This window comes from Streptomyces sp. NBC_00425, from assembly GCF_036030735.1.
Lineage (GTDB): Bacteria > Actinomycetota > Actinomycetes > Streptomycetales > Streptomycetaceae > Streptomyces.
In genome coordinates this window covers 2,816,849-2,839,292 of record NZ_CP107928.1, presented here as the reverse complement: position 1 = coordinate 2,839,292, position 22,444 = coordinate 2,816,849, and the positions used below count along the sequence as shown (strand labels likewise).

Below are 22,444 nucleotides of genomic sequence, written 5' to 3'. Positions count from 1 at the left end.
AGCAGGGTCGGACCGGTCAGCACCGACCTCGCCCGGGGCCGGGTCGAGCCAGGCCGAGCCCGGGCCGAGCCCGGGCTCACACCCCGGCGAACTCCGCTCCCGCGTCCCGCAGTCGCTCGTGCAGCTCCTGGAAGACGGCCGCCGAACGCGTGCCAGGCCAGTCCCGCGGCAGCAGCCGGGCGGGCAGGCCGGGATCGACGTAGGGCAGATGGCGCCAGGAGTCCAGCGCGAGGAGGTAGTCGCGGTAGGCCTCCTCGGGCGGGGTGTCCGGCCGTTGCCGCCAGTCCCGCAGCACGCGCGCGTGGCGGTCGAGGAAGGTCTCGTGCTCCTTGGCGATGGCCGCCAGGTCCCACCAGCGGGCGACGGCCTCGACGGTCGGCGCGAAGCCGAGATGCTCGCCCCGGAACAGGTCGACGTACGAGTCCAGGTGCAGCCGTCGGAGCGTGTGCCGGGTCTCGTCGTGCAGGCGTGCCGGGGCGATCCAGACCCCGGGCGTCGCCGTGCCGAACCCCAGCCCCGCCAGCCGCGACCGCAGCACATGCCGCTTCTGCCGCTCCGACTCGGGCACCGAGAACACCGCCAGCACCCAGCCCTCGTCCGCGGGAGGCGTCGTGGCGTAGATGCGCCGGTCGCCGTCCTCCAGCAACTGCCTTGCCTCGACGGACAGTTCGTAGCCGGCCGCACCCTGCGCCGTGCGTGCCGGCAACAGCAGCCCACGGCGTTTCAGCCGCGAGACCGACGAGCGCACGGAGGGCGCGTCGACGCCGACCGCGGCGAGCAGCCGGATCAGCTCGGCGACGGGCACGGGCCCTGGGGCGAAGCGGCCGTACGCGCCGTAGAGCGTGACGATGAGAGACCGAGGTGCGGGCTGGTCGGACACGTTGATCATCTTAAGTCTTCGGCATCACGGCTGGTCACCTTCGGTGCAACCGCTTGCGCGCAACCTGAAGCGCTGGAGCTTGCCGGTCGCCGTGCGCGGCAGCGCCTCCAGGAAGACGACCTCGCGCGGGCACTTGTAGGGCGCGAGCTCCTCCTTGAGGAAGGCGCGCAGGGTCTCGGCGTCACACCGTGCACCCTCCCGCAGGACGGTGAACGCGACCACCGACTGCCCACGGCGCTCGTCGGGTCGTCCCACGACCGCCGCCTCGAGGACGTCGGGGTGACGCAGCAGCGCCTCCTCGACCTCGGGCCCGGAGACGTTGTACCCGGCCGAGATGATCATGTCGTCCGCGCGGGCGACGTACCGGAAATACCCGTCGGACTCGCGGACGTAGGTGTCACCGGTGACGTTCCAGCCGTCCCGCACGTACTGCTGCTGTCGTGGGTCGGCCAGGTACCGGCAGCCCACCGGGCCGCGCACGGCGAGCAGTCCGGGCTCGCCGTCCGGCACGGGCGCACCGGACGCGTCCTGCACGCGCGCGTGCCAGCCGGGCACCGGAACGCCGGTGGTGCCGGGCCGTACCCGCTCGTCCGCGGCGGAGATGAAGATGTGCAGCAGCTCCGTGGCCCCGATGCCGTTGATCAGCCGCAGACCGGTCCGCTCGTGCCAGGCACGCCAGGTGGCCGCGGGCAGGTTCTCGCCGGCGGAGACGCAGCGCCGCAGGGACGACACGTCGTGGTCGCCGAGATCGTCGAGCATCGCGCGATAGGCGGTGGGCGCGGTGAACAGCACGGACACACGGTGCGCGGCGACCGCCGGCAACAGTTGCCGGGGGCCCGCCTGTTCCAGCAGCAGCGCGCTCGCCCCGGCCCGCAACGGGAAGACGACGAGGCCGCCGAGCCCGAAGGTGAAGCCGAGCGGCGGGCTGCCCGCGAAGACATCGTCCGCAAGCGGCTTCAGGACGTGTTCCGAGAACGTGTCGGCTATCGCCAGCACGTCCCGGTGGAAGTGCAGACAACCCTTGGGACGACCGGTGGTGCCGGAGGTGAACGCGATCAGCGCAATATCGTCGGAAGCGGTTTCGACAGCCCGAAAGGGTTCCGCCGACGACGGCCGGTTCAACAGATCGTCGGGGCCGTCGCCGCCGTACGTCGTGATCCGCAGGCCGGGCGCCTCCGCCTTGACGAGGTCGTCGACGGCCCGGATGTCGCACAGCGCGTGCCCCACCCGCGCGATCTCGCACATGGTGCGCAGTTCGTGCGGTCGTTGCTGGGCGAGGACGGTAACCGCTATCGCACCCGCTTTCAGCACGGCCAGCCAGCAGGCCGCCAGCCACGGCGTGGTGGGCCCGCGCAGCAGCACCCGGTTGCCGGGCACGACCCGCAGGTCACTGGTGAGCACATGCGCGATCCGGTCGACACGGGCACGCAGTTCGCCGTACGTCCACGACGGCCCCGACGCGGTGTGGAACACGGGCCGTTCCGGTGCGGCCCCGTCGAGCAGCTCGGCGGCGCAGTTCACCCGGTCGGGGTAGTTCAGCCCGGGCAGCTCGAAGCGCAGCTCGGGCCAGTGGCCGGGCGGCGGGAGGTGGTCGCGCGCGAAGGTGTCGACGTGGGCCGAGACGTTCATGGGTGTTCGCCCCCTTGCCTGGATGGACTGTCCGGCTGGGCTGCCCTGGAGGGCGGTCGTCGTCGTGGGATCGCGCAACGAGCGTATCGCGTTGGTGACGACAGTCAACGGTACGCGATACCGTCGGAGAAGGTGCGGACGGCGCGACCGTGCGGACCGTCCGGGAGCACCGCCCGGACGAGCCGGCAGGCCACACGGTCGGCCCCCCCCCGGACGTGGGAGGACCGGGCCGTACGGACGAGCCGGCAGGCCGAGGCCGACACATGAGGACTGCGGCTGCACGGACCGGCAGCGGACGGCCGCGACGGTCGTGCCGCGACCGCGCGCACCATTCACGGCAGAGGGGAAGGGCGATGCCCGCAACGATGCCCGCGTTCTCGATCGACCCGGCACGGACCGACTGGTGCGCCGAACTGCGCGCGCTGGCCGCCGACCGGCTGCGCCCGCTCGCCGAGAAGGGCGAGCCGGGCCGCGTCAACCGTCCGCTCGTCGCCGAACTCGGCCGCCTGGGGCTGCTGTCCCGGCTGTTCACCTCCGGCGCGGTCGACCTCTGCCTGATGCGCGAATCCCTCGCGTACGCCTGCACCGAGGCCGAGACGGCACTCGCGCTGCAGGGACTGGGCGCCCACCCGGTCCACGCCCACGGCACCGCCGCCCAGCGCCGCCGCTGGCTGCCCGACGTCGCCGAGGGCACCGCGGTGGCCGCGTTCGCGCTGAGCGAGCCGGGCGCCGGCTCGGACGCGGCCGCGCTGTCACTGGCCGCCGAGTGCGACGGAGCGGACGGGTGGCGGCTGACCGGCGAGAAGTGCTGGATCTCCAACGCGCCGGAAGCCGATTTCTACACCGTTTTCGCGCGTACCACCCCCGGGGCCGGAGCGCGGGGCGTCACCGCTTTCCTGCTCCCCGCCGACCGCCCCGGCCTCACCGGTTCCGCCCTCGACATGCTTTCCCCGCACCCCATCGGCGCCCTCCGCCTGGACGCCGTCCCGGTCACCGCGGACGACGTGCTGGGCGAGCCCGACCGCGGCTTCCGCGTCGCCATGGGCACCCTGGACCTGTTCCGTCCGAGCGTCGGCGCGTTCGCCGTCGGCATGGCACAGGCCGCGCTCGACGCCACGCTCGCCCACACCGCCCGACGTGACGCGTTCGGCGGCAAGCTGCGTGACCTGCAAGCGGTCTCGCACCAGGTTGCCGAGATGGCGCTGCGCACGGAGGCGGCCCGGCTGATGGTCCACGCGGCGGCGACCGCGTACGACGCCGCCGCCCCCGACGTCTCCCGGCGCGCCGCGATGGCCAAGCTGCTCGCCACCGAGACGGCGCAGTACGTCGTCGACGCGGCCGTCCAACTCCACGGCGCTTGCGCCCTGCGCCGCGGCCACCTGCTCGAACACCTCTACCGGGAGGTGCGCGCACCACGGATCTACGAGGGCGCCAGCGAGGTGCAACGCGGCATCATCGCAAAGGAGTTGTACGCGGATCTCGCACAGCGGGCGGAGCACGCGGACCGGACCGGGCACACCGGGCCGGTGAGTCCGGACGCCCCCGCCGACCCTCCGGACGGGATCACGCAGGCGGAGCGGAACGGGCAGACAGGCCGGATCGGGCAGACAGACCCGATCGGGCAGGCAGATCCGATCGGGCAGGCAGATCCGGTCGCGCGGGGTGACCTGATCGCGCGGGCCGAAGAGAACGAGAGAGGCGGACGGGCGACGGTGCGGGCCGACCGGTCGCCGCACGCCTCCCAGCCCGAGCGAGTCGACCGGGAGGCCGAGTGACAGCCGAGCGCGTCAACCCGCCGGGGCTCTCGCCGCCCACCGGCTTCTCCCACGCCGTCGTCGCCACCGGCAGTCGCATCGTCTTCCTGGCCGGCCAGACCGCGCTGGACGCCGACGGGAGCGTCGTGGGGGAGTCGTTGCCGGAACAGTTCGCGCGGGCGCTCACGAACCTGCTGACCGCGCTGACGGCGGCCGGCGGCACGGCGTCCGACCTGGCGCGCGTCACCGTCTACGTCACGGACGTCGCCGCCTATCGTGAGCACGCCGCCGAACTGGGCGCGATCTGGCGGCGGTCCGCAGGCCGCGACTACCCGGCGATGGCGGTCATCGGAATCGTCCGGCTCTGGGACGAGCAGGCACTCGTCGAGCTGGACGGATTCGCGGTGCTGGACCACTGACCGGGCTCACGACCGCCGACGTACCCCCGCGACCGGCGGACCGCCGACCGGCCCCGCTCGCGACCGACGCAGGGCGGGCGAAGGGGGTCAGGCCGAGCGCGGCAACCGAGCGGCTCGGACCGGGTGGGTCGGGCGCGGTGGGCCCGGCTCGGTGGGGCGGACCCGGGGGATCGACCGAACGGCTCGGACCGGGTAGGTCGGACAGGGCGGATCGAATCGACAGGGCGGATCGACCGGGCGGGTCGGGCCGGGTGGGTCAGGCCGCGACGGCGAGCTGGTGCACCGTCACGCGATGCGGGGCCACGACACGGCCGTCGGGCAGCAGTTCGCCCGAGTCGTCGAAGACGATCGTGCCGTCGCACAGCAGGTTCCAGCCCTGCTCGGGGTGGGCGGCGACGACGTGCACGGGACGGGCGTCGGCAGCAGCGCCGGGAAGCTGGTGGGAACACATCGCGCACCTCCACGTCGGCGGGGTCGGCCGTCCGGTCGGCCCGCATGGGTAGACCATGCGCCCGGCCGGGAGCCGTCGCCAGGGCCCGCCCGAAAGCGTGACAGCACCAGGACAACTCCCGGACCGTACGTCGACGACCGGTGCGGACTCGCCACCGAAGGAGTGACGATCACCGCCCCGGAGGCATGCGCCCGGTACCAGTGGAGCCCCCACAACAGGAGGTTCTGCCATGTTCCTGCGCCCCGCCCTGTCCGCGGCCGCCGGTGCCGCCCTGCTTCTGCTGGCCGCGCCCGCGGTCGTCGCCGTCGCCGACCCGACGGAGTCCGTCACGGTCGACCCGGTCGGCCGCATCGCCGCCGACGGCACCGTCACGCTCTCCGGCACCTATCGCTGCGTCGCCGACACGGGCCCGGTCTTCCTCAGCTCCTCGGTAGGCCAGGACTCCAACGTCACGCACGGCATCGGCGGCACCCGTGCCGTGTGCGACGGCGTCGAGCACACCTGGAAGAACACCGGCAAGGCGACCCCGAACGACCTCGCCCCCGGCGCGGCACGGGTCGAGGCCACCCTGATGGAACTCCGTCCCGACGGCGGCCTGCCCCTGCCCCGCTTCCACGCGACGCAGAAGCGGGAGGTCACGCTGACCGAGAGCTGATCCCGAAGGCTTCCGTGCGGCCGTCGCGGGTTCGCCGACGGCGACGGCGGGGCAGGCGTCCCGGGGCGGCCCAGCGACCGTCCCAGGGTGCCGTGCCGCCGACGGGGGAACTGATGATCGACAGGGACGTGCCGGCGTCCAGGCGGACCACGACGCGCTCGTCCTCGCGCGCCTGGACGAGGCGTGCGTGACCCAGGTGGATGCCGTCGACCGGCAGGTTGATGTCGGGCAGCGAGATGGTCCGCGGATGCCGGTCGACGAGACCGCGGCCCTCGATCCCTGCCGTAGGGCGGATGGAAGACGCGCAGTGCTTGCGCGGGCATGAGCGCAGTGCCGGGCTGCGCCGCGGCACTGCCCGGCGCGAGCGCCGCCGCGGACTCGTCGGTGACGATCTCGAAGGGCACTCCGCGGAAGAGCCGCAGTCGGGGGGCCTCGGCGGCACTCCGCCGAGGGCCTCAGATGTCCCGGGAGGGACCAGCGGACGCGGTGACCTGCTGCGATGACCGGTTGCAGGTCGCTGACCTGTAGTAATGGTCTTTCAGCTGTTTCATGCGCTTACTCGTTGATGCGGCCGGAAGTCCCAGAAAAGTCCCAGGGAACTCCCACTGCCCACGGCCACTCTTTCGGCACTATGCAGCGTGTGCGGGGCGACGATCGTCCATCGGTGTCCGCGCTGAGTGAACGCCAACGCGCGCTTTTGGAACGGCTTGCGGCTGGTGAAGGTCCTGCGGACCGGGCGCCGGGTGACTGGCGGTCGGCCTTGCGCGACCACAGCTACTGCCGCTGCTGCACTCTTTGGAGGCCGACGACGACCCAGTGCGGATCATCAGCTGGCTGCAGAGCAGCATCAGCGCCCGACTCCTCGCCGAACTCGCCGCGGCCGGCAAGCGCGTGACCCACGACCTCCTCGACACCCTCCCTGCCGGCCGCGACGAGTGCTACGTGCGTGCCCTCCTGGCCCACACCGCCGTGCTCGAACCCCGGGAGGAAGGGCTCGAACGAATCCCTCCATGGCTGGAGCGGATCCTGGTCGACCGGCCGCCGGCCCATGCCCGCCTCGTTCACCCGTGCACATACTGGCTTCTGTTGCGCGCCAAGCGCGCCATCGGGTATCCAAAGGGCGCACCACGCCCAGGAGTTGGGGCCGCATCCACGGCCATGTCACCCTCATCCTGTCGTTCCTGGACCGGCTCGATGAACAACAGCTCAACCTGGCCACCGTCACACAGGACAGCCTCGATCGCAGGCTGACCTCTGGACCCCGGCGCCGGCGCGGCATCCGCTCGTTCCTGACCTGGGCCCACCAGCGTGGCCTGACCGACGAGCTCTGCATCCGGCCGTCCCCCGCGGTGCCCGACACCCTGATCCTCACCGAGGACCAGCGCCGCCAGGAGCTACGCCGATGCCTGAACGACTGTGACCTGCCCCTGCGGGTCTGCGGGTCTGCGGGTCCGCGTCGGCAGAACGCTCACCCTGCTCTATGGCATGCCCGCCGCCACCGTGCGGCTCCTGACCACGGGCGACATCCGCCGCGACATCGACGGCGTCCACCTCAGCCTCGGTCGCCGACCACTGTTCGTTCCGCCCCGGCCAGCCGCCCTGGTGACCGGACTCGCCGACCATGTTCACCAGGCAGCCTCGATGGCCGTCAGCCCGTCAGCGAGGACCTGGCTCTTCCCCGGGACAGTTCCCGGCCAGCCCCTCAGCACCGCCGGCTACAGCCTGTTGATGCGACGCCACGGCTTCCACACCATTCCCGCCCGCAGCGCTGCGCTGACCGCCCTGGCAGGACAACTGCCCTCCCCGGTTCTCGCGGAACTCCTCGGCATCCACGTTCACACGGCCTGGAAATGGGCCTCCTGCTCACAACCTTGCAGAAGTCGCTCACCGCACCGGACAGCACCGGATCGAGAGCCGGTGCACACGAGAACGGCACGTTCCCCTCCGCGAGACGTGCCGGGAAGTCCGAAAGCCCGTACGCCTGGGACCGCGGCACCTCCAACGGCACGATCGTCGACGTCAACTCGGGTATCTGCCTGGGCGCCTACAACGCGGACCACGCCAACGGCACGAAGCGCGTCCTGTGGACCTGCGACGGTCAGGACAACCAAAGGTGGGGCCAGACGTGACCGACCGTTCCCCGCGCCCCTGCTTTTTCCGGGGACGAGGGGAACCGCGTGAACGGGCCGGACCACGCTGTCTGTTGGTGCCACAGGGATCACAACGTCGTACGCACATCTGCGATGCTGGGCAGATGAGCAAGGTGTGGCAAGGACACGTCATCGATGGCACGCGCTTCGTGGTCCCGGCGTCCGGTGTGACGCCGAGGCACGTGCTGTGCGCGGTCGGCGTGGGCCTGGATCCCGATGTCATCAGCCGGGTGGTCGAGGAGGCAGGCGCGGGGGACTTCACGCTCGACGAGTTCCAGCGGGAGCCTGACCCCCGGATGCGTGAGGCGTTCGACGTCGCGGTGGCTTCCCGCCGGGCCACCGGCGTCGACGAGTTCGGCGACGACGACTGGGCCGCGGTGGACGCACACGACTCGGTCGCCTATGTCCTGTCACCGCCGGTCTCCCAGACCACCGGCCTCGATGTGTCCCGCCGGGCGCTGGCCGTCACCGCGGCCCTGCTGGCCAGCGGAGCCACCGCGGTGAAGAACGAGTCCAGCGGGGTGGCCCGCGGTCGGGAGCGGTGGCTGGCCCTGGCGAGCGAGGCGGCGGCCGCCGAGACCGCGCACGACCTGGTCGGCGCTCTCGTCCGGGCGTGGGTCGTGCCGGTGATCCACGACGGGGAGGTCTACTACAGCTGCGGCATGCACCTCCTGGGCGAGGCCGATTTGGAGCTGGTCCCCAAAAGCACCGCGGTGCCCGAGCCGGAGCTGCTGTGGGAGTGGGTGACCACCATGGAGATCGCGTCGTACTACCTGCTGACCGAGCAGCCGGACCACGGCGTCCAGAACGGCGAGGGCTTCCGCATCGCGCAGGACGCCACGCGCTGGATCATGAACCGTGTGGAGTGCGAACGGTTCGAGGACGACGACTTCTTCCACAACCCGTACGGATACTGGCGCCTGACCCCGGCTGCCCGCGACCTACGGAGGGGGGCGAGGCTCAAGAGGCGCAACCCCCGCACGACCTTTGGAACGCGGCGGAAGGGGTGAGAGCGGGCAAGGCGTGGAGATCTCCGGACCACGGGCCGAACGCCGCGCCCTTCTCCAAAGTCTCAGTACCGATCGCGGTCCCGCCGACCCGGGCGACCCCACACGGGGCGAAGAACCGGAGGGAGACATGGCCAAGCGAACACCCACCGGGCCCGGCGCGATCGCGGCCGTGACGGTCGCGGTCCCGGCTCTCGGCGGACTCCAGGGCTCGACGGTCGGCGCGCAGACCGTGGAAGCCGTGTCGAGCCCTTCGACAACCTGCCACGGCACCCAGCCGAAGGGCGGCGGCACCGGTGACTCCGGCATCGGCGGCCCGGAGGACGACACCCCCATGTACCGAACCCTGGTCCTCGACGAGGACGAAGCCTCCCCGGACGTCTACCGCATCCTCTCCAAGCCCTTCGACACCGCGGTCCGCGAGGCCGCCGAGAAGGGCGTGACCGTACGCCTCCATGACCGCGACAGCAACGAGAAGGATCTCAGCGCCCTGATGGTGCGGTCGCTGAGGGCGAGCATGTCGTACAAGACCTTCTGGGAACAGACCTGCCGCAGGTAGAGCACGGTGATCAGCACCTTGTCAGGGCCGCCCAGCCGCGCGTCGATGGAGGCATGCGTGCCGGTCTCGGTAAGCGTCACCATCCGCACCTGCGGAAACCCGCCCGGCTTCCTACTGGAGTCCTTCGGCTCGCCAAAGCGTGGCAGCCGGCCTCGTTGTCCGGCACATCCAGCAGGAAGCCGCCCACCGGCCCTCTCGGGGCCAGTGGGCCTGCCAGGCGCTGGAAGAGCCGCTCCAAAACCTCCGGCCCAGACGCTCCCGGGCCCGCGTGAACGACGCCTTGTGCGGGAAGCAGCAGCTCAACTCCGGTATGCCACCCACCAGATGGTCGGCCACATCGTCGTAGGAGTCCTGGTGGAAGAGCGCCGGCGCGAGTGTGAAGTAGACCATGATGCCCGCCGGAAGTTCAACGAGGTCGCCGCCGCGGTCGAGGACGACCTGCGGCTGCTGCTCACCGACCCGGCCGATCCCCGGGTGCTGTCGGCGCTCCAGGCTGTCCTACCGCCGAGCGGAGGAGACCTTCGAGGAGGCCACCAGGCTGCCGGTCAACCCGCCCGCCCGGCCTGAGTAGCGGGGCGGACCGCAGGGCGGGACTCCGCACCGCCGGCGCGTGTGCAGCTCCGGCATGTCCGTCACGCGGCTGCCCGGGTGCGGGAGGCGAGCTGGGGGAAGGCGTCTTCCCATACGGCGCGCACGGTGCGGCCTACGAGTATGCGCAGCACCGGCCACAGTTGGAAGAGTAGATCCTGGTTGAGGCAGCGGGGCAGGTCGTCCCGCAGGCCCTCGTGCAGAACAGTGCGGTACAGCCCCGTCCGCTGGCGCGGCTTGCCCAAGTCGTACGACGTCATCCCAGACCAGGCCATGTGCAGCGGCAGATCCACGACCCCTGGGTCGGGCCGTGCAACTCGTCCAGTGACTCCGGCAGACGCCGCCGGAATTTCTCCCGGTACAACGCGAGGTCCTCGGCGTCCGCGTCAGAGAGGTCCATCGGCGCGGGGGCATGGTGCTGTGGGCTGGAGGACATGACTCCATTGTGGCGGCCGGAAAGTCGTGCGGGCCATGATGTGCGAGCTGGCGTCTGGAGTGAGCAGCGCGGACCCGTGCTGGGTGAGCTGGTTGTGGAGCGTGTTCTGCCCTGAGTGGGAGGCGCGGACTGTCGGCATGACCGCTCATTTGACGCGCTGGGCGCCCGCACGCGGGGCAGCGAGCCGAGAAACAGGTCCTTGACCGGCCTTTTCCGTGACTCGCTCAGGCCGGCACCCCTCCGATGACGCATTATGTCGAGTACGCGGCGACCGGAAGCCTTTCGGGCCCGGCCAAAAGTCCCAGAAAAGTCCCAGAGGCACCGCCACCTCCCTTCCTGCCCCGCGTTCATGCAGCTCAGCAGGGGTGCGGCGGTGCTTTTCCTCGCGACCCTCAGATGTCCCGGAAGATCTCGATCTGCGCGCCGATCGAGTTCAGCCGCTCGGCCAGATCCTCGTAACCGCGGTTGATGACGTACACGTTGCGCAGCACGGACGTGCCCTCCGCCGCCATCATCGCCAGCAGGACGACCACCGCGGGGCGCAGGGCGGGCGGGCACATCATCTCGGCGGCGCGCCAGCGCGTCGGGCCCTCCACCAACACCCGGTGCGGGTCGAGGAGTTGCAGACGCCCACCGAGCCGGTTGAGGTCCGTCAGGTAGATGGCGCGGTTGTCGTACACCCAGTCGTGGATGAGGGTCTTGCCCTGGGCGACGGCCGCGATGGCCGCGAAGAACGGGACGTTGTCGATGTTCAGGCCGGGGAACGGCATCGGGTGGATCTTGTCGATCGGCGCCTCCAGCTTGGAGGGCCGTACCGTGAGGTCCACCAGCCGGGTGCGGCCGTTGTCGGCCGGGTACTCCGGCGTGCGGTCGTGATCGAGGCCCATCTCCTCCAGGACCGCCAGTTCGATCTCCAGGAACTCGATGGGCACCCGCCGCACCGTCAGCTCCGACTCCGTGACGACGGCGGCGGCCAGCAGACTCATCGCCTCGACCGGGTCCTCGGAGGGGGAGTAGTCCACGTCCACGTCGATGTTCGGCACGCCGTGCACGGTGAGCGTCGTGCTGCCGATGCCCTCGACCCGGACGCCGAGGGCCTCCAGGAAGAAACACAGGTCCTGGACCATGTAATTCGAGGAAGCGTTACGGATGACGGTTACCCCGTCGTACCGCGCTGCCGCCAGCAACGCGTTCTCGGTGACCGTGTCCCCGCGCTCGGTCAGCACGATCGGCCGGTCCGGGCGGACGGCGCGGTCGACGACGGCGTGGTACTGCCCTTCCGTCGCCGCGACGTCCAGACCGAACCGGCGCAGGGCGATCATGTGCGGCTCGATGGTCCGGGTGCCGAGGTCGCAGCCGCCCGCGTAGGGCAGCTTGAAATGGGTCATGCGGTGCAGCAGCGGACCGAGGAACATGATGATGGAGCGCGTGCGCACGGCGGCCTCGGCGTCGATCGCCGCCATGTCCAGCTCGGCCGGCGGCACGATCTCGAGGTCGACGCCGCCGTTGATCCAGCGCGTCCGTACGCCGATGGAGCTGAGGACCTCGAGCAGCCGGTAGACCTCCTCGATGCGGGCGACCCGACGCAGCACCGTGCGCCCCTGGTTGAGCAGCGAGGCGCACAGCAGGGCCACGCACGCGTTCTTGCTGGTCTTCACGTCGATCGCACCGGACAGCCGCCGGCCGCCCACGACCCGCAGATGCATCGGCCCCGCGTATCCCAGAGAGACGATCTCACTGTCCAGGGCTTCACCGATTCGAGCGATCATCTCAAGGCTGATGTTCTGGTTGCCCCGCTCGATGCGGTTGACGGCACTCTGGCTGGTTGCGAGCGCCTCGGCCAGCTGTGCCTGTGTCCAGCCACGGTGTTGCCGGGCGTCACGGATGAGCTTGCCGATGCGTACGAGGTAGTCGTCTGCCATGAGGCTGAGGTTATCTCACATATGAGATGGTGCCTCTTGAGGGGGCCGTTCGGGTGACGTGCCGTCAATGCCGCTTGGCGCGACGCGTACGGCGCCATCCGAAAGGTCCGGGCAAATCCATCGATGTCGTACGGCGTCCGGTGCTGCTGTGCGTCTGGCGCGGTCCGTGCCGACCGCCGCCGGTGGTGATCGACCAGGAGTGCCGGTTGATGTTCAGTCGCACCCCGGGGAGGATGCGGAAACTCTTGCGGAAAGTGAGGGGCATCGAGCCTCCTTCGTCGCGAAGCGTCCGTTGGGCGACGTCTACCCCGGCTCGGCGGACCCATGACCGGGGAGGCCGGGCGTCGCGCCCGTAGGCTCGCTCGACGCCCTTGCCCAACGCGCCGCCCGCCGAACCCGCCCGCCCAACCTGCCTGCCCAACGCGCCTGCTGCGCACTCGAGATGCTCCCGGAGGCCTCCGTCGCCCCCGGCGGGCGCTGTGCAGGGGCTGGTCGCGTCAGGCGTCCGTGGTCGACCGAGGGCCTGTTCGTGGCGAGGCGGGGTTCGTCGGTGATCGCCGGTGGTCGCCCGGTGACCGCCGCCGAAGAGGAGTCCGTGCGGCTGCTTCCGGCCTCCCGCCCGGCGTGCGCCCGGTGCGTGGCGGAGATCACGGGCGGCTCGCGCGTCACCGGCGGCAGACTCGTGCCCCCGCGGAGGGAGCGGTCGGCGTGGCGGGTGGAGCGCGGAATGCCGCCCTCTCCGGCGGGGGTGGCGAGCCCGGGCATGACCATTCCGCGCCCATGTACTAGAGTTATCTCGACATCGAGATATCTGCCGAGGCGCACCGCAGCCGCCACGCCAGTAAGGCTTGCCTAACTTAGCTTGCCCTGAGCTGATCGGCCAAGTCCGCGTGACGGCAGGATGCGGTGGTACGCGCACATCAATGAAGGAGACTGTCGTGTCGGCGAACAGCTTCGACGCCCGCAGCACGCTGCAGGTGGGCGACGAGTCGTACGAGATCTTCCGGCTGGACAAGGTGGAAGGCTCGGCTCGCCTTCCGTACAGCCTGAAGGTGCTGCTGGAGAACCTGCTCCGTACCGAGGACGGCGCGAACATCACCGCCGACCACATCCGTGCCCTCGGCGGCTGGGACTCGCAGGCCCAGCCGTCGCAGGAGATCCAGTTCACGCCCGCCCGCGTGATCATGCAGGACTTCACCGGCGTGCCCTGCGTCGTCGACCTCGCCACCATGCGTGAGGCCGTCAAGGAGCTCGGCGGCGACCCGGCCAAGGTCAACCCGCTCTCCCCGGCCGAGCTGGTCATCGACCACTCCGTCATCGCCGACAAGTTCGGCACCAACGACGCGTTCGCGCAGAACGTCGAGCTGGAGTACGGCCGCAACAAGGAGCGCTACCAGTTCCTGCGCTGGGGCCAGACCGCCTTCGACGACTTCAAGGTCGTCCCCCCGGGCACCGGCATCGTGCACCAGGTCAACATCGAGCACCTGGCCCGCACGGTCATGGTCCGAAACGGCCAGGCGTACCCCGACACCCTGGTCGGCACCGACTCGCACACCACCATGGTCAACGGCCTCGGCGTGCTGGGCTGGGGCGTCGGCGGCATCGAGGCCGAGGCCGCGATGCTCGGCCAGCCGGTCTCGATGCTCATCCCGCGCGTCGTCGGCTTCAAGCTCACCGGCGAGCTGCCCACCGGCACCACCGCCACCGACCTCGTCCTCACGATCACCGAGATGCTGCGCAAGCACGGCGTCGTCGGCAAGTTCGTCGAGTTCTACGGTGAGGGCGTCGCCGCCACCTCCCTCGCGAACCGCGCCACCATCGGCAACATGTCGCCGGAGTTCGGCTCCACCGCCGCGATCTTCCCGATCGACGACGAGACCCTGAAGTACCTCAAGCTCACCGGCCGCTCCGAGCAGCAGGTCGCGCTCGTCGAGGCGTACGCCAAGGAGCAGGGCCTCTGGCTGGACCCGAAGGCCGAGCCGGACTTCTCCGAGAAGCTCGAGCTGGACCTGTCCACCGTCGTGCCCTCGATCGCCGGCCCGAAGCGCCCGCAGGACCGCATCGTCCTCGCGAACGCCGCCGAGCAGTTCACGACCGACGTACGCAACTACGTCGACGAGGTCGACGAGGCGGGCAAGGAGTCCTTCCCGGCCTCCGACGCCCCGGCCGTCGCCCCGAACGGCGCCCCGTCCAAGCCGGTCACCGTGACCGCCCCCGACGGCTCGACCTACGAGATCGACCACGGCGCGGTGACGGTCGCGGCCATCACCTCCTGCACCAACACCTCCAACCCGTACGTCATGGTCGCCGCCGCGCTCGTCGCGAAGAAGGCCGTGGAGAAGGGTCTGACCCGCAAGCCGTGGGTCAAGACCACCCTCGCCCCGGGTTCGAAGGTCGTCACCGACTACTTCGACAAGGCGGGCCTCACCCCGTACCTCGACAAGGTCGGCTTCAACCTCGTCGGCTACGGCTGCACCACCTGCATCGGCAACTCCGGCCCCCTGCCGGAGGAGGTCTCCAAGGCCGTCAACGACCACGACCTCGCCGTCACCTCGGTCCTCTCCGGCAACCGGAACTTCGAGGGCCGCATCAACCCCGACGTCAAGATGAACTACCTGGCCTCCCCGCCGCTGGTCGTCGCGTACGCCCTCGCGGGTTCCATGAAGGTCGACATCACCAAGGACGCCCTGGGCATCGACCAGGACGGCAACCCGGTCTTCCTCAAGGACATCTGGCCCTCCGAGGCCGAGGTCAACGACGTCGTGGCGAACGCCATCGGCGAGGACATGTTCAACAAGTCCTACCAGGACGTCTTCGCGGGCGACGCGCAGTGGCAGGCGCTGCCGATCCCGACGGGCAACACCTTCGAGTGGGACGCCGAGTCGACCTACGTCCGCAAGCCCCCGTACTTCGAGGGCATGACGATGGAGACCACCCCGGTCTCCGACATCACCGGCGCGCGCGTGCTGGCCAAGCTGGGCGACTCGGTCACCACCGACCACATCTCCCCGGCCGGCGCCATCAAGGCCGACACCCCGGCCGGCAAGTACCTCACCGAGCACGGTGTGGAGCGTCGTGACTTCAACTCCTACGGCTCGCGCCGAGGCAACCACGAGGTCATGATCCGCGGCACGTTCGCCAACATCCGCCTGCGCAACCAGATCGCGCCGGGCACCGAGGGCGGCTACACCCGCGACTTCACCCAGGCCGACGGCCCCGTGTCGTTCATCTACGACGCCTCCCGCAACTACATCGAGCAGGGCGTCCCGCTGGCCATCCTTGCCGGCAAGGAGTACGGCTCGGGCTCGTCCCGTGACTGGGCCGCCAAGGGCACCGCATTGCTCGGCGTCAAGGCCGTCATCGCCGAGTCGTACGAGCGCATCCACCGCTCGAACCTCATCGGCATGGGCGTGCTCCCGCTGCAGTACCCGGAGGGCGCCTCCGCAGAGTCCCTCGGTCTGACCGGCGAGGAGACCTTCTCCTTCACCGGCGTCGAGGAGCTCAACAACGGCACCACGCCGCGCACGGTCAAGGTCACCACCGACACGGGCGTCGAGTTCGACGCGGTCGTCCGCATCGACACCCCCGGTGAGGCCGACTACTACCGCAACGGCGGCATCATGCAGTACGTGCTGCGCAGCCTGATCCGCAAGTGACAGGCGCAGCGCAGTAAGCGGTTCGGCAACCTGAGCCGCAGGTAACAGGCGCAGCGCAGTAAGCGGTTCGGCAAGCTGATCTGCAGGTAACAGGCGCAGCAAACGGTTCGGCAAGCTGATTCGTCAGCGACAGGCACAGCAAGCGGTTCGGCAACGGAAACAGCCGATGGAACGCGTGCCAAGTGCTGCTCGAGGGCCGCATCCCCGGTGACGGGGGTGCGGCCCTTCGCCGTACTCGTCGGTCCGGCATCAGCACCGACTGCTTGTTGCGGCAAACGGCGTCTTCAGTGCCCGTCGCGCCGACGGGCCGGCCGACGGGTCCCGTGACGAGGCAGCGCCACGCGGACGGTCGTGGGATCCGCCGGTGCGGCGACCGGTGTCACGCGCGTGGGCCGGGCGGTGTCTTCATGCCGGAACTCGCTACAAGGACCCGAACAGGGAGAGGCATCATGACACTGCGCCTGCCGAAGGCCGAGCTTCCCGCCGAGCTCGAGGAGAACATGATCGAGCAGCTGGGGGCCGTGCCCGAGAACGTCGAGGTGCTGTGGCACAGCCCCCGGGTGGCCCAGGACAACCTGGAGCTCGGGCTCAAGGTCGGGGCGTGGAAGGCGGTCGAACCCGGCCTGAAATCGTTCGCGCACATGGCTGTCGCATCGCAGGTCGGCTGCAGCTGGTGCCCGGACGTCGGCTACTTCCAGGCGCAGAACGAGAACCTGGATCTGGCCAAGGCGAGCCAGGTGACGGTATGTCTCAACGCGGCCCCCGCGATCAGGATCGCGTCCGACGCCGCGGAGGCCACGGTCAGCCTCGTGATCGAGGACGGTCGCGTCACCCGCATCTACGCGACGTCCAACCCGCACAAGCTGACGCGACTCGACGAACCGGTCGATCTCATGAGGTAGCTGCAGCCCGGGTGCTCCGGGAACGGCACAGCCGGAGCACCCGGCGAAGGGGGACCGTCGGACGAGGAACCACGCGTGCCGCTTCCTTCCCGCGCCCGGCGGGGGAGGGCTTCGAACGGCAGCCACCGGCAGCGGGCTCCGCAGGCCAGGCCGGCCCTACAGCAAAGGGCCGGCCTGCCTTTGGACCGCGAGTCGGATCACCGACTTCTCGGACACGCGCCGGCTCAATTCACTGAAAGTTCTCTGCGTATGCGCGAAAGGCTGTGCTCACCGTTTACAAGTGGGCCGCGCAGCGCTACCTTCCGCCACAGGTGAAGTGGGAGCGCTCCCACACCGTTCGCGTCCGGCGGACCGGAACCCGCCGGACCGGGCCGGGACGCTCCCGCTTCGCCGAGCCGACATGCCAGGACGGCGCTACATCCGACCCGCAACGTCCTGGAACCCCTGTCGAACCGCGTTACCCGTCCCCGCATCCGCAGTGCACGCCTGCATGCACGGTCCGTACACGGAAGGCGGACTCATTGAGCATGAAAACTGTCATGATCACGCCAATCTCGAGGTCGGGTGCGAGGTCGCGCCTACGCACCCGAGCCCTCCTCCTCGTCCTCCTGGCCCTGTTGGCCACGGTTCCCGCACTCGGTCTGATCGTGACCGCCGGCGGTGAGGCCCAGGCCCACGGAACCCCCATGAAACCCGCCAGCCGCACTTTCCTGTGCTGGCAGGACGCGCTGACCGACACCGGTGAGATCAAGCCCATCAATCCGGCCTGTAAGAACGCGCAACAGGTAAGCGGCACCACACCGTTCTACAACTGGTTCTCCGTGCTGCGTTCCGACGGGGCGGGCCGCACCCGCGGCTTCGTACCGGACGGTCAGTTGTGCAGCGGCGGCAACCCCAACTTCACCGGGTTCAACGCCGCCCGGAACGACTGGCCGCTCACTCACCTCACGTCGGGTGCGACCGTCGACTTCTCCTACAACGCCTGGGCGGCGCACCCGGGTTGGTTCTACGTCTACGTCACCAAGGACGGCTTCGACCCGACCCGGACGCTCGGCTGGAACGACATCGAGGACCGGCCCTTCCTCTCCGTCGACCACCCGCCTCTCCACGGAAGCCCCGGCACGGTCGAGGCCAACTATTCCTGGACCGGTAAGCTCCCGGCCAACAAGTCCGGCCGCCACATCATCTACATGGTCTGGCAGCGTTCCGACAGCGCCGAGACCTTCTACTCCTGCTCCGACGTCGTCTTCGACGGCGGGAACGGTGAAGTGACCGGAATCCACGAACCGGGCAACCCCAGCGAGCCGGTTCCCGGCACCTGCACGGCGTCCCGCAGAACCACCAACAGCTGGAACGGCGGTTACCAGTCGGAGGTGACCGTCACCAACTCGGGTGACGTCCCGATGCTCGGCTGGATGGTCGACTGGACGCTGCCCGGCGGTCAGTCGGTGGTCAGCCTCTGGAGCGGCAACGCGACCTACAACGGTCAGGCGGTGATGGTCCACAACGCCGACTGGAACGGTTCGTTGAATCCGGGCCAGAGCGCGACGTTCGGATACGTGGCCTCAGGCGCGGGAGGTGACAGCGCTACGAGCCTTCCCTGCAGAGTCGGTTGACGAGAACAGTTCTGAGCGGACTGCTCTGAGCGGACTGCTCCGAGCGGACTGCTCCGAGCGGAGCCGGTGGGCGGTGAGCCGCGCCCACCGGCTCCGACATCGTGGGGCGGGACTGCCCACGGGCCCCGCGCTGCTCGCCGAGGTGGCCGTGACGGGCCAGACGGGCCAGATGTGTCGGGCGGGTCGGGCGGGTCGGGCGGGTCGGTCCGGGGTTCCGAATCGGCTCCGCGGAGCGGCTGTCCTGCACCGGGCCCAATGGCCGGTGGGCACGAGCACCTTGCTGCGCTTCCGGTCGGCGAGCTGGTCCGCAGACGGCACGCGCGCGGGCACCGGCACCGGCACGGTGAGCGTGCCTCAAATGGCCGGGCACCTCCGACGGGAGGAGCCCCCAGGGGCCACCGGGGTTCACAGTGCTTGCGCATCCGGCCACGCATCCGGCCACGGCCGCCCGGCCGGCCGTGGCGCACAGACCGACCGGCTGCTGTCTCCGGAGCTGTTCGATGCGCGCCGACATGACAAACGGGTATCCGAGCCGCCATACGGCCGGCGGCAGCAGCAGCGGCGTCGACGGATCGAGCTCGCCCGTCCGGTCAGCGAGCCGCTGGACCTGCTCCGGCCGGGCACCGCGACCGGACGGCGATCAGTGGGCCAACTGGGAATCCAGCCAACTGAGTTGTCGTCGTACCTGCTCGGCCTCACCTCCTTCGTGACCGTTGAACGGATAGGCGTGGATCTCCTTGCAGGAATGCCCGCCGCTGCTCAGTTCGCCGTACCGGTTGAACGCCGCGTACACCCCGCTCGGCGGACAGACCGTGTCGCGCAGGCCCGTACCGAAATGGGCGGGGGCCTGTGCGCGGCGGGCGAAGGACACGCCGTCCACGTACGAAAGCGTTCGGTAAGCGGTCTCCTCACACCCCCGACGGACGGAGAGGTAGGCGGCGATCTCGCCGTACGGCCCCGCGTCCGTGAGCTCCAGCGACCGCCGCATCCCGCACAGGAACGGCGCCGTGACGAGGACGGCCGTCAGATCGTGGACCAGGCCCGCGACCGCAAGGGCCAGTCCGCCGCCCTGACTGTTTCCGACGGCGGCCGTGCGCACCGGGTCGACGCCGGGCAGTGACCGTACTGCCGTCACTGCGCGCACCGCGTCCGTGATCAGGCGTCGGTAGTAGTAGTCCGGCGGGGAGAGGAGGCCGCGGACGACCGGCCCGGGGCCGCCGGACACGACGGTGTGCGGGTCGGGGGTGTCACCCCCGTTGCCGTACTGGTCGCCCTGGCCGCGGTTGTCCATCAACAGATGTGCGTAGCCCGCGTTCACCCAGGTCAGCCGCTCATGAGGGAGACCGCGTCCGCGTCCGTAGCCGACGTACTCGACGACTGCGGGCAACGGTTTCCGCGCACCGGCCGGGAGGCTGAACCAGGCCCGGATCGGATCGCCCGCGTAGCCCCGGAACGTCACGTCCCAGGTCCGCGTCAGTCGGAGACCGGTTTCGACAGGTCGTACCGACACCAGCGGGTCCCGCTGCGCCGCGTCCTTCAGGGCCGCAGCCCAGTGGACGTCGAAGTCGGCGGGCTCGTCGGGTTCGGGGCGATGGCGCTCCAGATCCTGTAACGGCAGGTCGAACGCGGGCACGAGGGCTCCTCACGCGGGGTGGTCCGACGATTGTTGCGCTGGTCATCCAGAAATTTGCGAAGAACGGTAGCACTCGCTGCACTGCACACGCACAGGATCTACCCCGGCCCGCAGGGGATTCAACGCCGCAGGAGGTCCCACCAGTCCGCTGTGCAGCACCCATTGACAGCGCTTTCCGGGACCCCGTACGTTTCCGCAGAGTTACCGGTAAGGGCACGAAAGTTTCGAGATCCCGCGTTGAGATCCGAGTGTTTCGAGAACGCCCCGGGAGGCCCGAGCATGAGCACCTCCACCACATCGGCCCCACCCCCCGACACCCAGGACCCCGACCCCGCTGCGAAGGCCCTGAACCGCTCCTCGCGCCCCACCGCCCGCCGCGGCTGGCGGAGGGCATGGCGCCGGGACTGGCAGCTGTACTCGCTGGCCGTCCTGCCCCTGCTGTTCTTCGTGGTCTTCCGCTACCTGCCGATGGTCGGCAACGTGATCGCCTTCCGCCGCTTCGAGCCGGGCGGTTCGATCCTGGGGGAGCAGTGGGTGGGGCTGCGGTATGTGCGGATGTTCCTGACCGACCCCACCTTCTGGCAGGTCTTCCGCAACACGCTGTGGCTCGGCGGGCTGACGCTGCTGTTCTGTTTCCCCCTGCCGCTCGTCCTGGCGTTGCTGCTCAACGAGGTGCGCCGGCGTTCCCTGCGACGATTCGTGCAATCGGTTTCGTACCTTCCGCACTTCCTGTCGATCGTGATCGTTGCGGGCATCACCCTGCAGATGCTGGCCACGGACGGTCCGGTCAACCATGCGCTGGGCCTGCTCGGCCATGACCCGGTGCGCTTCATCCAGGAGCCGGGCTGGTTCCGCACGGTCTACGTCGGTTCGGAGATCTGGCAGACCGCCGGCTGGGGCACGATCCTCTACCTCGCCGCGCTCACCACGATCGACGAGGACCTCTACGAGGCTGCCCGCATCGACGGCGCGAGCCGCTGGCGGCAGATCTGGCACGTCACGCTGCCGGGCATCCGTCCCACCATGATCACGCTGCTGATCCTCAACATCGGCACGTTCATGGCGGTCGGATTCGAGAAGGTCCTGCTGCTGTACAACCCCCTGACCTATCCGACGGCCGACGTGGTCTCCACCTACCTCTACCGCGCCGGCGTCGAGTCCAACAGTTTCAGCTACGCCGCCGCGATCGGCCTGTTCGAAGCGATCATCGGCCTCGTCCTGATCACGAGCGCGAACCAGCTGTCGCGCCGCACCGTGGGGACGAGCCTGTGGTGAGCCTTCTGACGCCCCGTGCCCGGCGTCCGCGCACGTCCGTCAACCAGCCGACGCGCGGTTACCGTGTGTTCCAAGGCGTCAACGGAGTGATTCTCACCCTTGTCGTCCTGGTGACCCTGTACCCCTTCGTCAACATCATCGCCCGGTCCTTCAGCGGTGAAGGGCACATCAGGGCCGGCGAAGTGGCCCTGTGGCCGAAGGGATTCAACCTCACCACGTACAGAATCGTGTTCCAGGACTCGATGTTCTGGCGAAACTACGGCAACACCGTCTTCTACACGGTCGTCTCCACGGTCCTCGCCATGGTTCTGACCACGTGCTACGCCTACGTCCTGTCGAAGCCCGGCCTCAAGGGACGAGGCCTGCTCGTCGGTGTCGCGGTGTTCACCATGTTCTTCACCGGCGGGCTGATCCCCAACTACGTCCTGGTCACCAGCCTCGGCCTGAAGAACTCCGTCTGGGCCATCGCCCTGCCGAACGCGATCAGCGTCTTCAACCTGCTGGTGATGAAGGCCTTCTTCGAGAGCCTTCCGACCGAGCTCGAGGAAGCAGCCGAGATCGACGGACTGAGCACATACGGAATTCTGCTCAGGATCGTGTTACCGCTGTCCAAGGCCGTCATCGCGACGATGGTCCTCTTCTACTCGGTGTCGTTCTGGAACTCGTGGTTCTCGGCCTACCTCTACATGGACCGCACCGAGCTCATGCCGGTCACCGTCTATCTGCGCAACCTCATCGCGGGGGCGACCACAGGGGGAAACGCCGGTGCCGCCACGGAAGAGCTGAGCCAGGTCGGGGCGAACATCCAGGCGGTCACGATCGTGCTGACCTCCCTGCCGATCCTCTGCGTATACCCGTTCGTCCAGCGCTTCTTCGTCTCGGGCGTGATGCTCGGCGCGGTCAAGGGCTGAG

Annotated in this window: 18 protein-coding genes and 3 pseudogenes; 12 read left to right on the top strand and 9 right to left on the bottom strand. The window is 69.7% G+C overall.

What is annotated here, in order from left to right; genetic code table 11:
* Positions 1 to 76: 76 nt before the first annotated feature.
* Together OHS82_RS11825 and OHS82_RS11820 are read right to left on the bottom strand one after the other, a co-directional pair.
* Entirely contained in the window at positions 77 to 889 is an 813-nt protein-coding gene (locus OHS82_RS11825) for a PaaX family transcriptional regulator (RefSeq protein ID WP_328433841.1), read from the bottom strand.
* 15 nt (positions 890 to 904) lie between these two features.
* Positions 905 to 2,509, bottom strand: coding sequence for an AMP-binding protein (locus OHS82_RS11820; RefSeq protein ID WP_057575660.1), 1,605 nt, complete (start codon positions 2,507 to 2,509; stop codon positions 905 to 907).
* 365 nt (positions 2,510 to 2,874) lie between these two features.
* On the opposite strand from OHS82_RS11820, the pseudogene OHS82_RS11815 reads away from it, so the two are divergent.
* Both OHS82_RS11815 and OHS82_RS11810 read left to right on the top strand, forming a co-directional pair.
* A pseudogene (locus OHS82_RS11815) lies at positions 2,875 to 3,990 on the top strand (acyl-CoA dehydrogenase family protein); the annotation flags it as partial.
* Between the two features lie 290 nt (positions 3,991 to 4,280).
* Positions 4,281 to 4,682 carry a RidA family protein gene (locus OHS82_RS11810; protein WP_057575662.1) on the top strand — a complete coding sequence of 134 codons (402 nt, stop codon included), beginning with the start codon at positions 4,281 to 4,283 and terminating at the stop codon, positions 4,680 to 4,682.
* Between the two features lie 256 nt (positions 4,683 to 4,938).
* Here the strand turns inward: OHS82_RS11810 and OHS82_RS11805 are convergent, their stop codons facing one another.
* Positions 4,939 to 5,133, bottom strand: coding sequence for a DUF5999 family protein (locus OHS82_RS11805; RefSeq protein WP_057575664.1), 195 nt, complete (start codon positions 5,131 to 5,133; stop codon positions 4,939 to 4,941).
* A gap of 229 nt (positions 5,134 to 5,362) precedes the next feature.
* Here OHS82_RS11805 and OHS82_RS11800 point away from each other — a divergent pair, with 229 nt between their 5' ends.
* The gene (locus OHS82_RS11800; RefSeq protein WP_057575666.1) at positions 5,363 to 5,788 is read left to right on the top strand and encodes a DUF6299 family protein; all 426 of its coding nucleotides are present in this window, start codon (positions 5,363 to 5,365) and stop codon (positions 5,786 to 5,788) included.
* Between the two features lie 774 nt (positions 5,789 to 6,562).
* Here OHS82_RS11800 and OHS82_RS11795 read toward each other — a convergent pair.
* Entirely contained in the window at positions 6,563 to 6,853 is a 291-nt protein-coding gene (locus OHS82_RS11795) for a hypothetical protein (protein WP_328433840.1), read from the bottom strand.
* Positions 6,854 to 7,638: 785 nt separating this feature from the next.
* Between OHS82_RS11795 and OHS82_RS11790 the strand changes: the two genes are divergently transcribed.
* The 3 genes from OHS82_RS11790 to OHS82_RS11780 all read left to right on the top strand — a co-directional run bounded on the left by OHS82_RS11790 (position 7,639) and on the right by OHS82_RS11780 (position 9,504).
* The gene (locus tag OHS82_RS11790) at positions 7,639 to 7,917 is read left to right on the top strand and encodes an RICIN domain-containing protein (RefSeq protein ID WP_328433839.1); all 279 of its coding nucleotides are present in this window, start codon (positions 7,639 to 7,641) and stop codon (positions 7,915 to 7,917) included.
* A 125-nt stretch (positions 7,918 to 8,042) separates the two neighbouring features.
* The gene (locus OHS82_RS11785) at positions 8,043 to 8,948 is read left to right on the top strand and encodes a hypothetical protein (RefSeq protein WP_328433838.1); all 906 of its coding nucleotides are present in this window, start codon (positions 8,043 to 8,045) and stop codon (positions 8,946 to 8,948) included.
* Between the two features lie 127 nt (positions 8,949 to 9,075).
* A complete protein-coding gene (locus OHS82_RS11780) occupies positions 9,076 to 9,504 on the top strand; it encodes a hypothetical protein (RefSeq protein ID WP_057575678.1) in 429 nt (142 codons plus the stop codon).
* A 111-nt stretch (positions 9,505 to 9,615) separates the two neighbouring features.
* Here OHS82_RS11780 and OHS82_RS43510 read toward each other — a convergent pair whose 3' ends face one another.
* On the bottom strand, positions 9,616 to 9,894 hold the full coding sequence (locus tag OHS82_RS43510) for a transposase domain-containing protein (protein WP_443042335.1): 279 nt from the start codon (positions 9,892 to 9,894) through the stop codon (positions 9,616 to 9,618).
* Between OHS82_RS43510 and OHS82_RS11775 the strand changes: the two genes are divergently transcribed.
* Entirely contained in the window at positions 9,787 to 10,071 is a 285-nt protein-coding gene (locus OHS82_RS11775; protein WP_328433837.1) for a hypothetical protein, read from the top strand. The two genes, OHS82_RS43510 and OHS82_RS11775, sit on opposite strands and share 108 nt — an antisense overlap.
* Before the next feature lie 65 nt (positions 10,072 to 10,136).
* Here OHS82_RS11775 and OHS82_RS11770 read toward each other — a convergent pair.
* The 3 genes and pseudogenes from OHS82_RS11770 to OHS82_RS11760 form a co-directional block, all read right to left on the bottom strand.
* Positions 10,137 to 10,528: pseudogene (locus tag OHS82_RS11770) on the bottom strand (hypothetical protein).
* Between the two features lie 392 nt (positions 10,529 to 10,920).
* Positions 10,921 to 12,450, bottom strand: a complete 1,530-nt coding sequence (locus tag OHS82_RS11765; protein WP_057575682.1) for a UDP-N-acetylglucosamine 1-carboxyvinyltransferase — start codon at positions 12,448 to 12,450, stop codon at positions 10,921 to 10,923.
* A 64-nt stretch (positions 12,451 to 12,514) separates the two neighbouring features.
* On the bottom strand, positions 12,515 to 12,715 hold the full coding sequence (locus OHS82_RS11760) for a DUF4236 domain-containing protein (RefSeq protein WP_079041024.1): 201 nt from the start codon (positions 12,713 to 12,715) through the stop codon (positions 12,515 to 12,517).
* Between the two features lie 673 nt (positions 12,716 to 13,388).
* On the opposite strand from OHS82_RS11760, the gene acnA reads away from it, so the two are divergent.
* From acnA to OHS82_RS11745, 3 genes and pseudogenes are all read left to right on the top strand, one after another.
* Positions 13,389 to 16,106: an aconitate hydratase AcnA gene (gene acnA, locus OHS82_RS11755; protein WP_057575683.1), complete on the top strand. Its 2,718-nt coding sequence runs from the start codon at positions 13,389 to 13,391 to the stop codon at positions 16,104 to 16,106.
* Between the two features lie 449 nt (positions 16,107 to 16,555).
* A pseudogene (locus tag OHS82_RS11750) lies at positions 16,556 to 16,846 on the top strand (carboxymuconolactone decarboxylase family protein); the annotation flags it as partial.
* 701 nt (positions 16,847 to 17,547) lie between these two features.
* The gene (locus tag OHS82_RS11745) at positions 17,548 to 18,624 is read left to right on the top strand and encodes a lytic polysaccharide monooxygenase auxiliary activity family 9 protein (RefSeq protein ID WP_057575685.1); all 1,077 of its coding nucleotides are present in this window, start codon (positions 17,548 to 17,550) and stop codon (positions 18,622 to 18,624) included.
* Between the two features lie 640 nt (positions 18,625 to 19,264).
* Here OHS82_RS11745 and OHS82_RS11740 read toward each other — a convergent pair.
* Entirely contained in the window at positions 19,265 to 20,257 is a 993-nt protein-coding gene (locus OHS82_RS11740; protein WP_328433836.1) for an acetylxylan esterase, read from the bottom strand.
* Positions 20,258 to 20,536: 279 nt separating this feature from the next.
* Here OHS82_RS11740 and OHS82_RS11735 point away from each other — a divergent pair, with 279 nt between their 5' ends.
* Positions 20,537 to 21,532 carry an ABC transporter permease gene (locus tag OHS82_RS11735; RefSeq protein WP_328433835.1) on the top strand — a complete coding sequence of 332 codons (996 nt, stop codon included), beginning with the start codon at positions 20,537 to 20,539 and terminating at the stop codon, positions 21,530 to 21,532.
* Positions 21,529 to 22,443: a carbohydrate ABC transporter permease gene (locus OHS82_RS11730; protein ID WP_199863696.1), complete on the top strand. Its 915-nt coding sequence runs from the start codon at positions 21,529 to 21,531 to the stop codon at positions 22,441 to 22,443. Before OHS82_RS11735 ends, OHS82_RS11730 begins: the two co-directional genes overlap by 4 nt.
* Position 22,444: the final 1 nt, after the last annotated feature.

Bases quoted from the DNA above. Each gene is read 5' to 3' on its own strand.
- OHS82_RS11825 (WP_328433841.1), bottom strand. From the start codon at position 889: ATGATCAACGTGTCCGACCAGCCCGCACCTCGGTCTCTCATCGTCACG.
- OHS82_RS11820 (WP_057575660.1), bottom strand. From the start codon at position 2,509: ATGAACGTCTCGGCCCACGTCGACACCTTCGCGCGCGACCACCTCCCG.
- OHS82_RS11805 (WP_057575664.1), bottom strand. From the start codon at position 5,133: ATGTGTTCCCACCAGCTTCCCGGCGCTGCTGCCGACGCCCGTCCCGTG.
- OHS82_RS11800 (WP_057575666.1), top strand. From the start codon at position 5,363: ATGTTCCTGCGCCCCGCCCTGTCCGCGGCCGCCGGTGCCGCCCTGCTT.
- OHS82_RS11790 (WP_328433839.1), top strand. From the start codon at position 7,639: ATGGGCCTCCTGCTCACAACCTTGCAGAAGTCGCTCACCGCACCGGAC.
- OHS82_RS11785 (WP_328433838.1), top strand. From the start codon at position 8,043: ATGAGCAAGGTGTGGCAAGGACACGTCATCGATGGCACGCGCTTCGTG.
- OHS82_RS11780 (WP_057575678.1), top strand. From the start codon at position 9,076: ATGGCCAAGCGAACACCCACCGGGCCCGGCGCGATCGCGGCCGTGACG.
- OHS82_RS43510 (WP_443042335.1), bottom strand. From the start codon at position 9,894: ATGGTCTACTTCACACTCGCGCCGGCGCTCTTCCACCAGGACTCCTAC.
- OHS82_RS11765 (WP_057575682.1), bottom strand. From the start codon at position 12,450: ATGGCAGACGACTACCTCGTACGCATCGGCAAGCTCATCCGTGACGCC.
- OHS82_RS11760 (WP_079041024.1), bottom strand. From the start codon at position 12,715: ATGCCCCTCACTTTCCGCAAGAGTTTCCGCATCCTCCCCGGGGTGCGA.
- OHS82_RS11745 (WP_057575685.1), top strand. From the start codon at position 17,548: ATGATCACGCCAATCTCGAGGTCGGGTGCGAGGTCGCGCCTACGCACC.
- OHS82_RS11735 (WP_328433835.1), top strand. From the start codon at position 20,537: ATGAGCACCTCCACCACATCGGCCCCACCCCCCGACACCCAGGACCCC.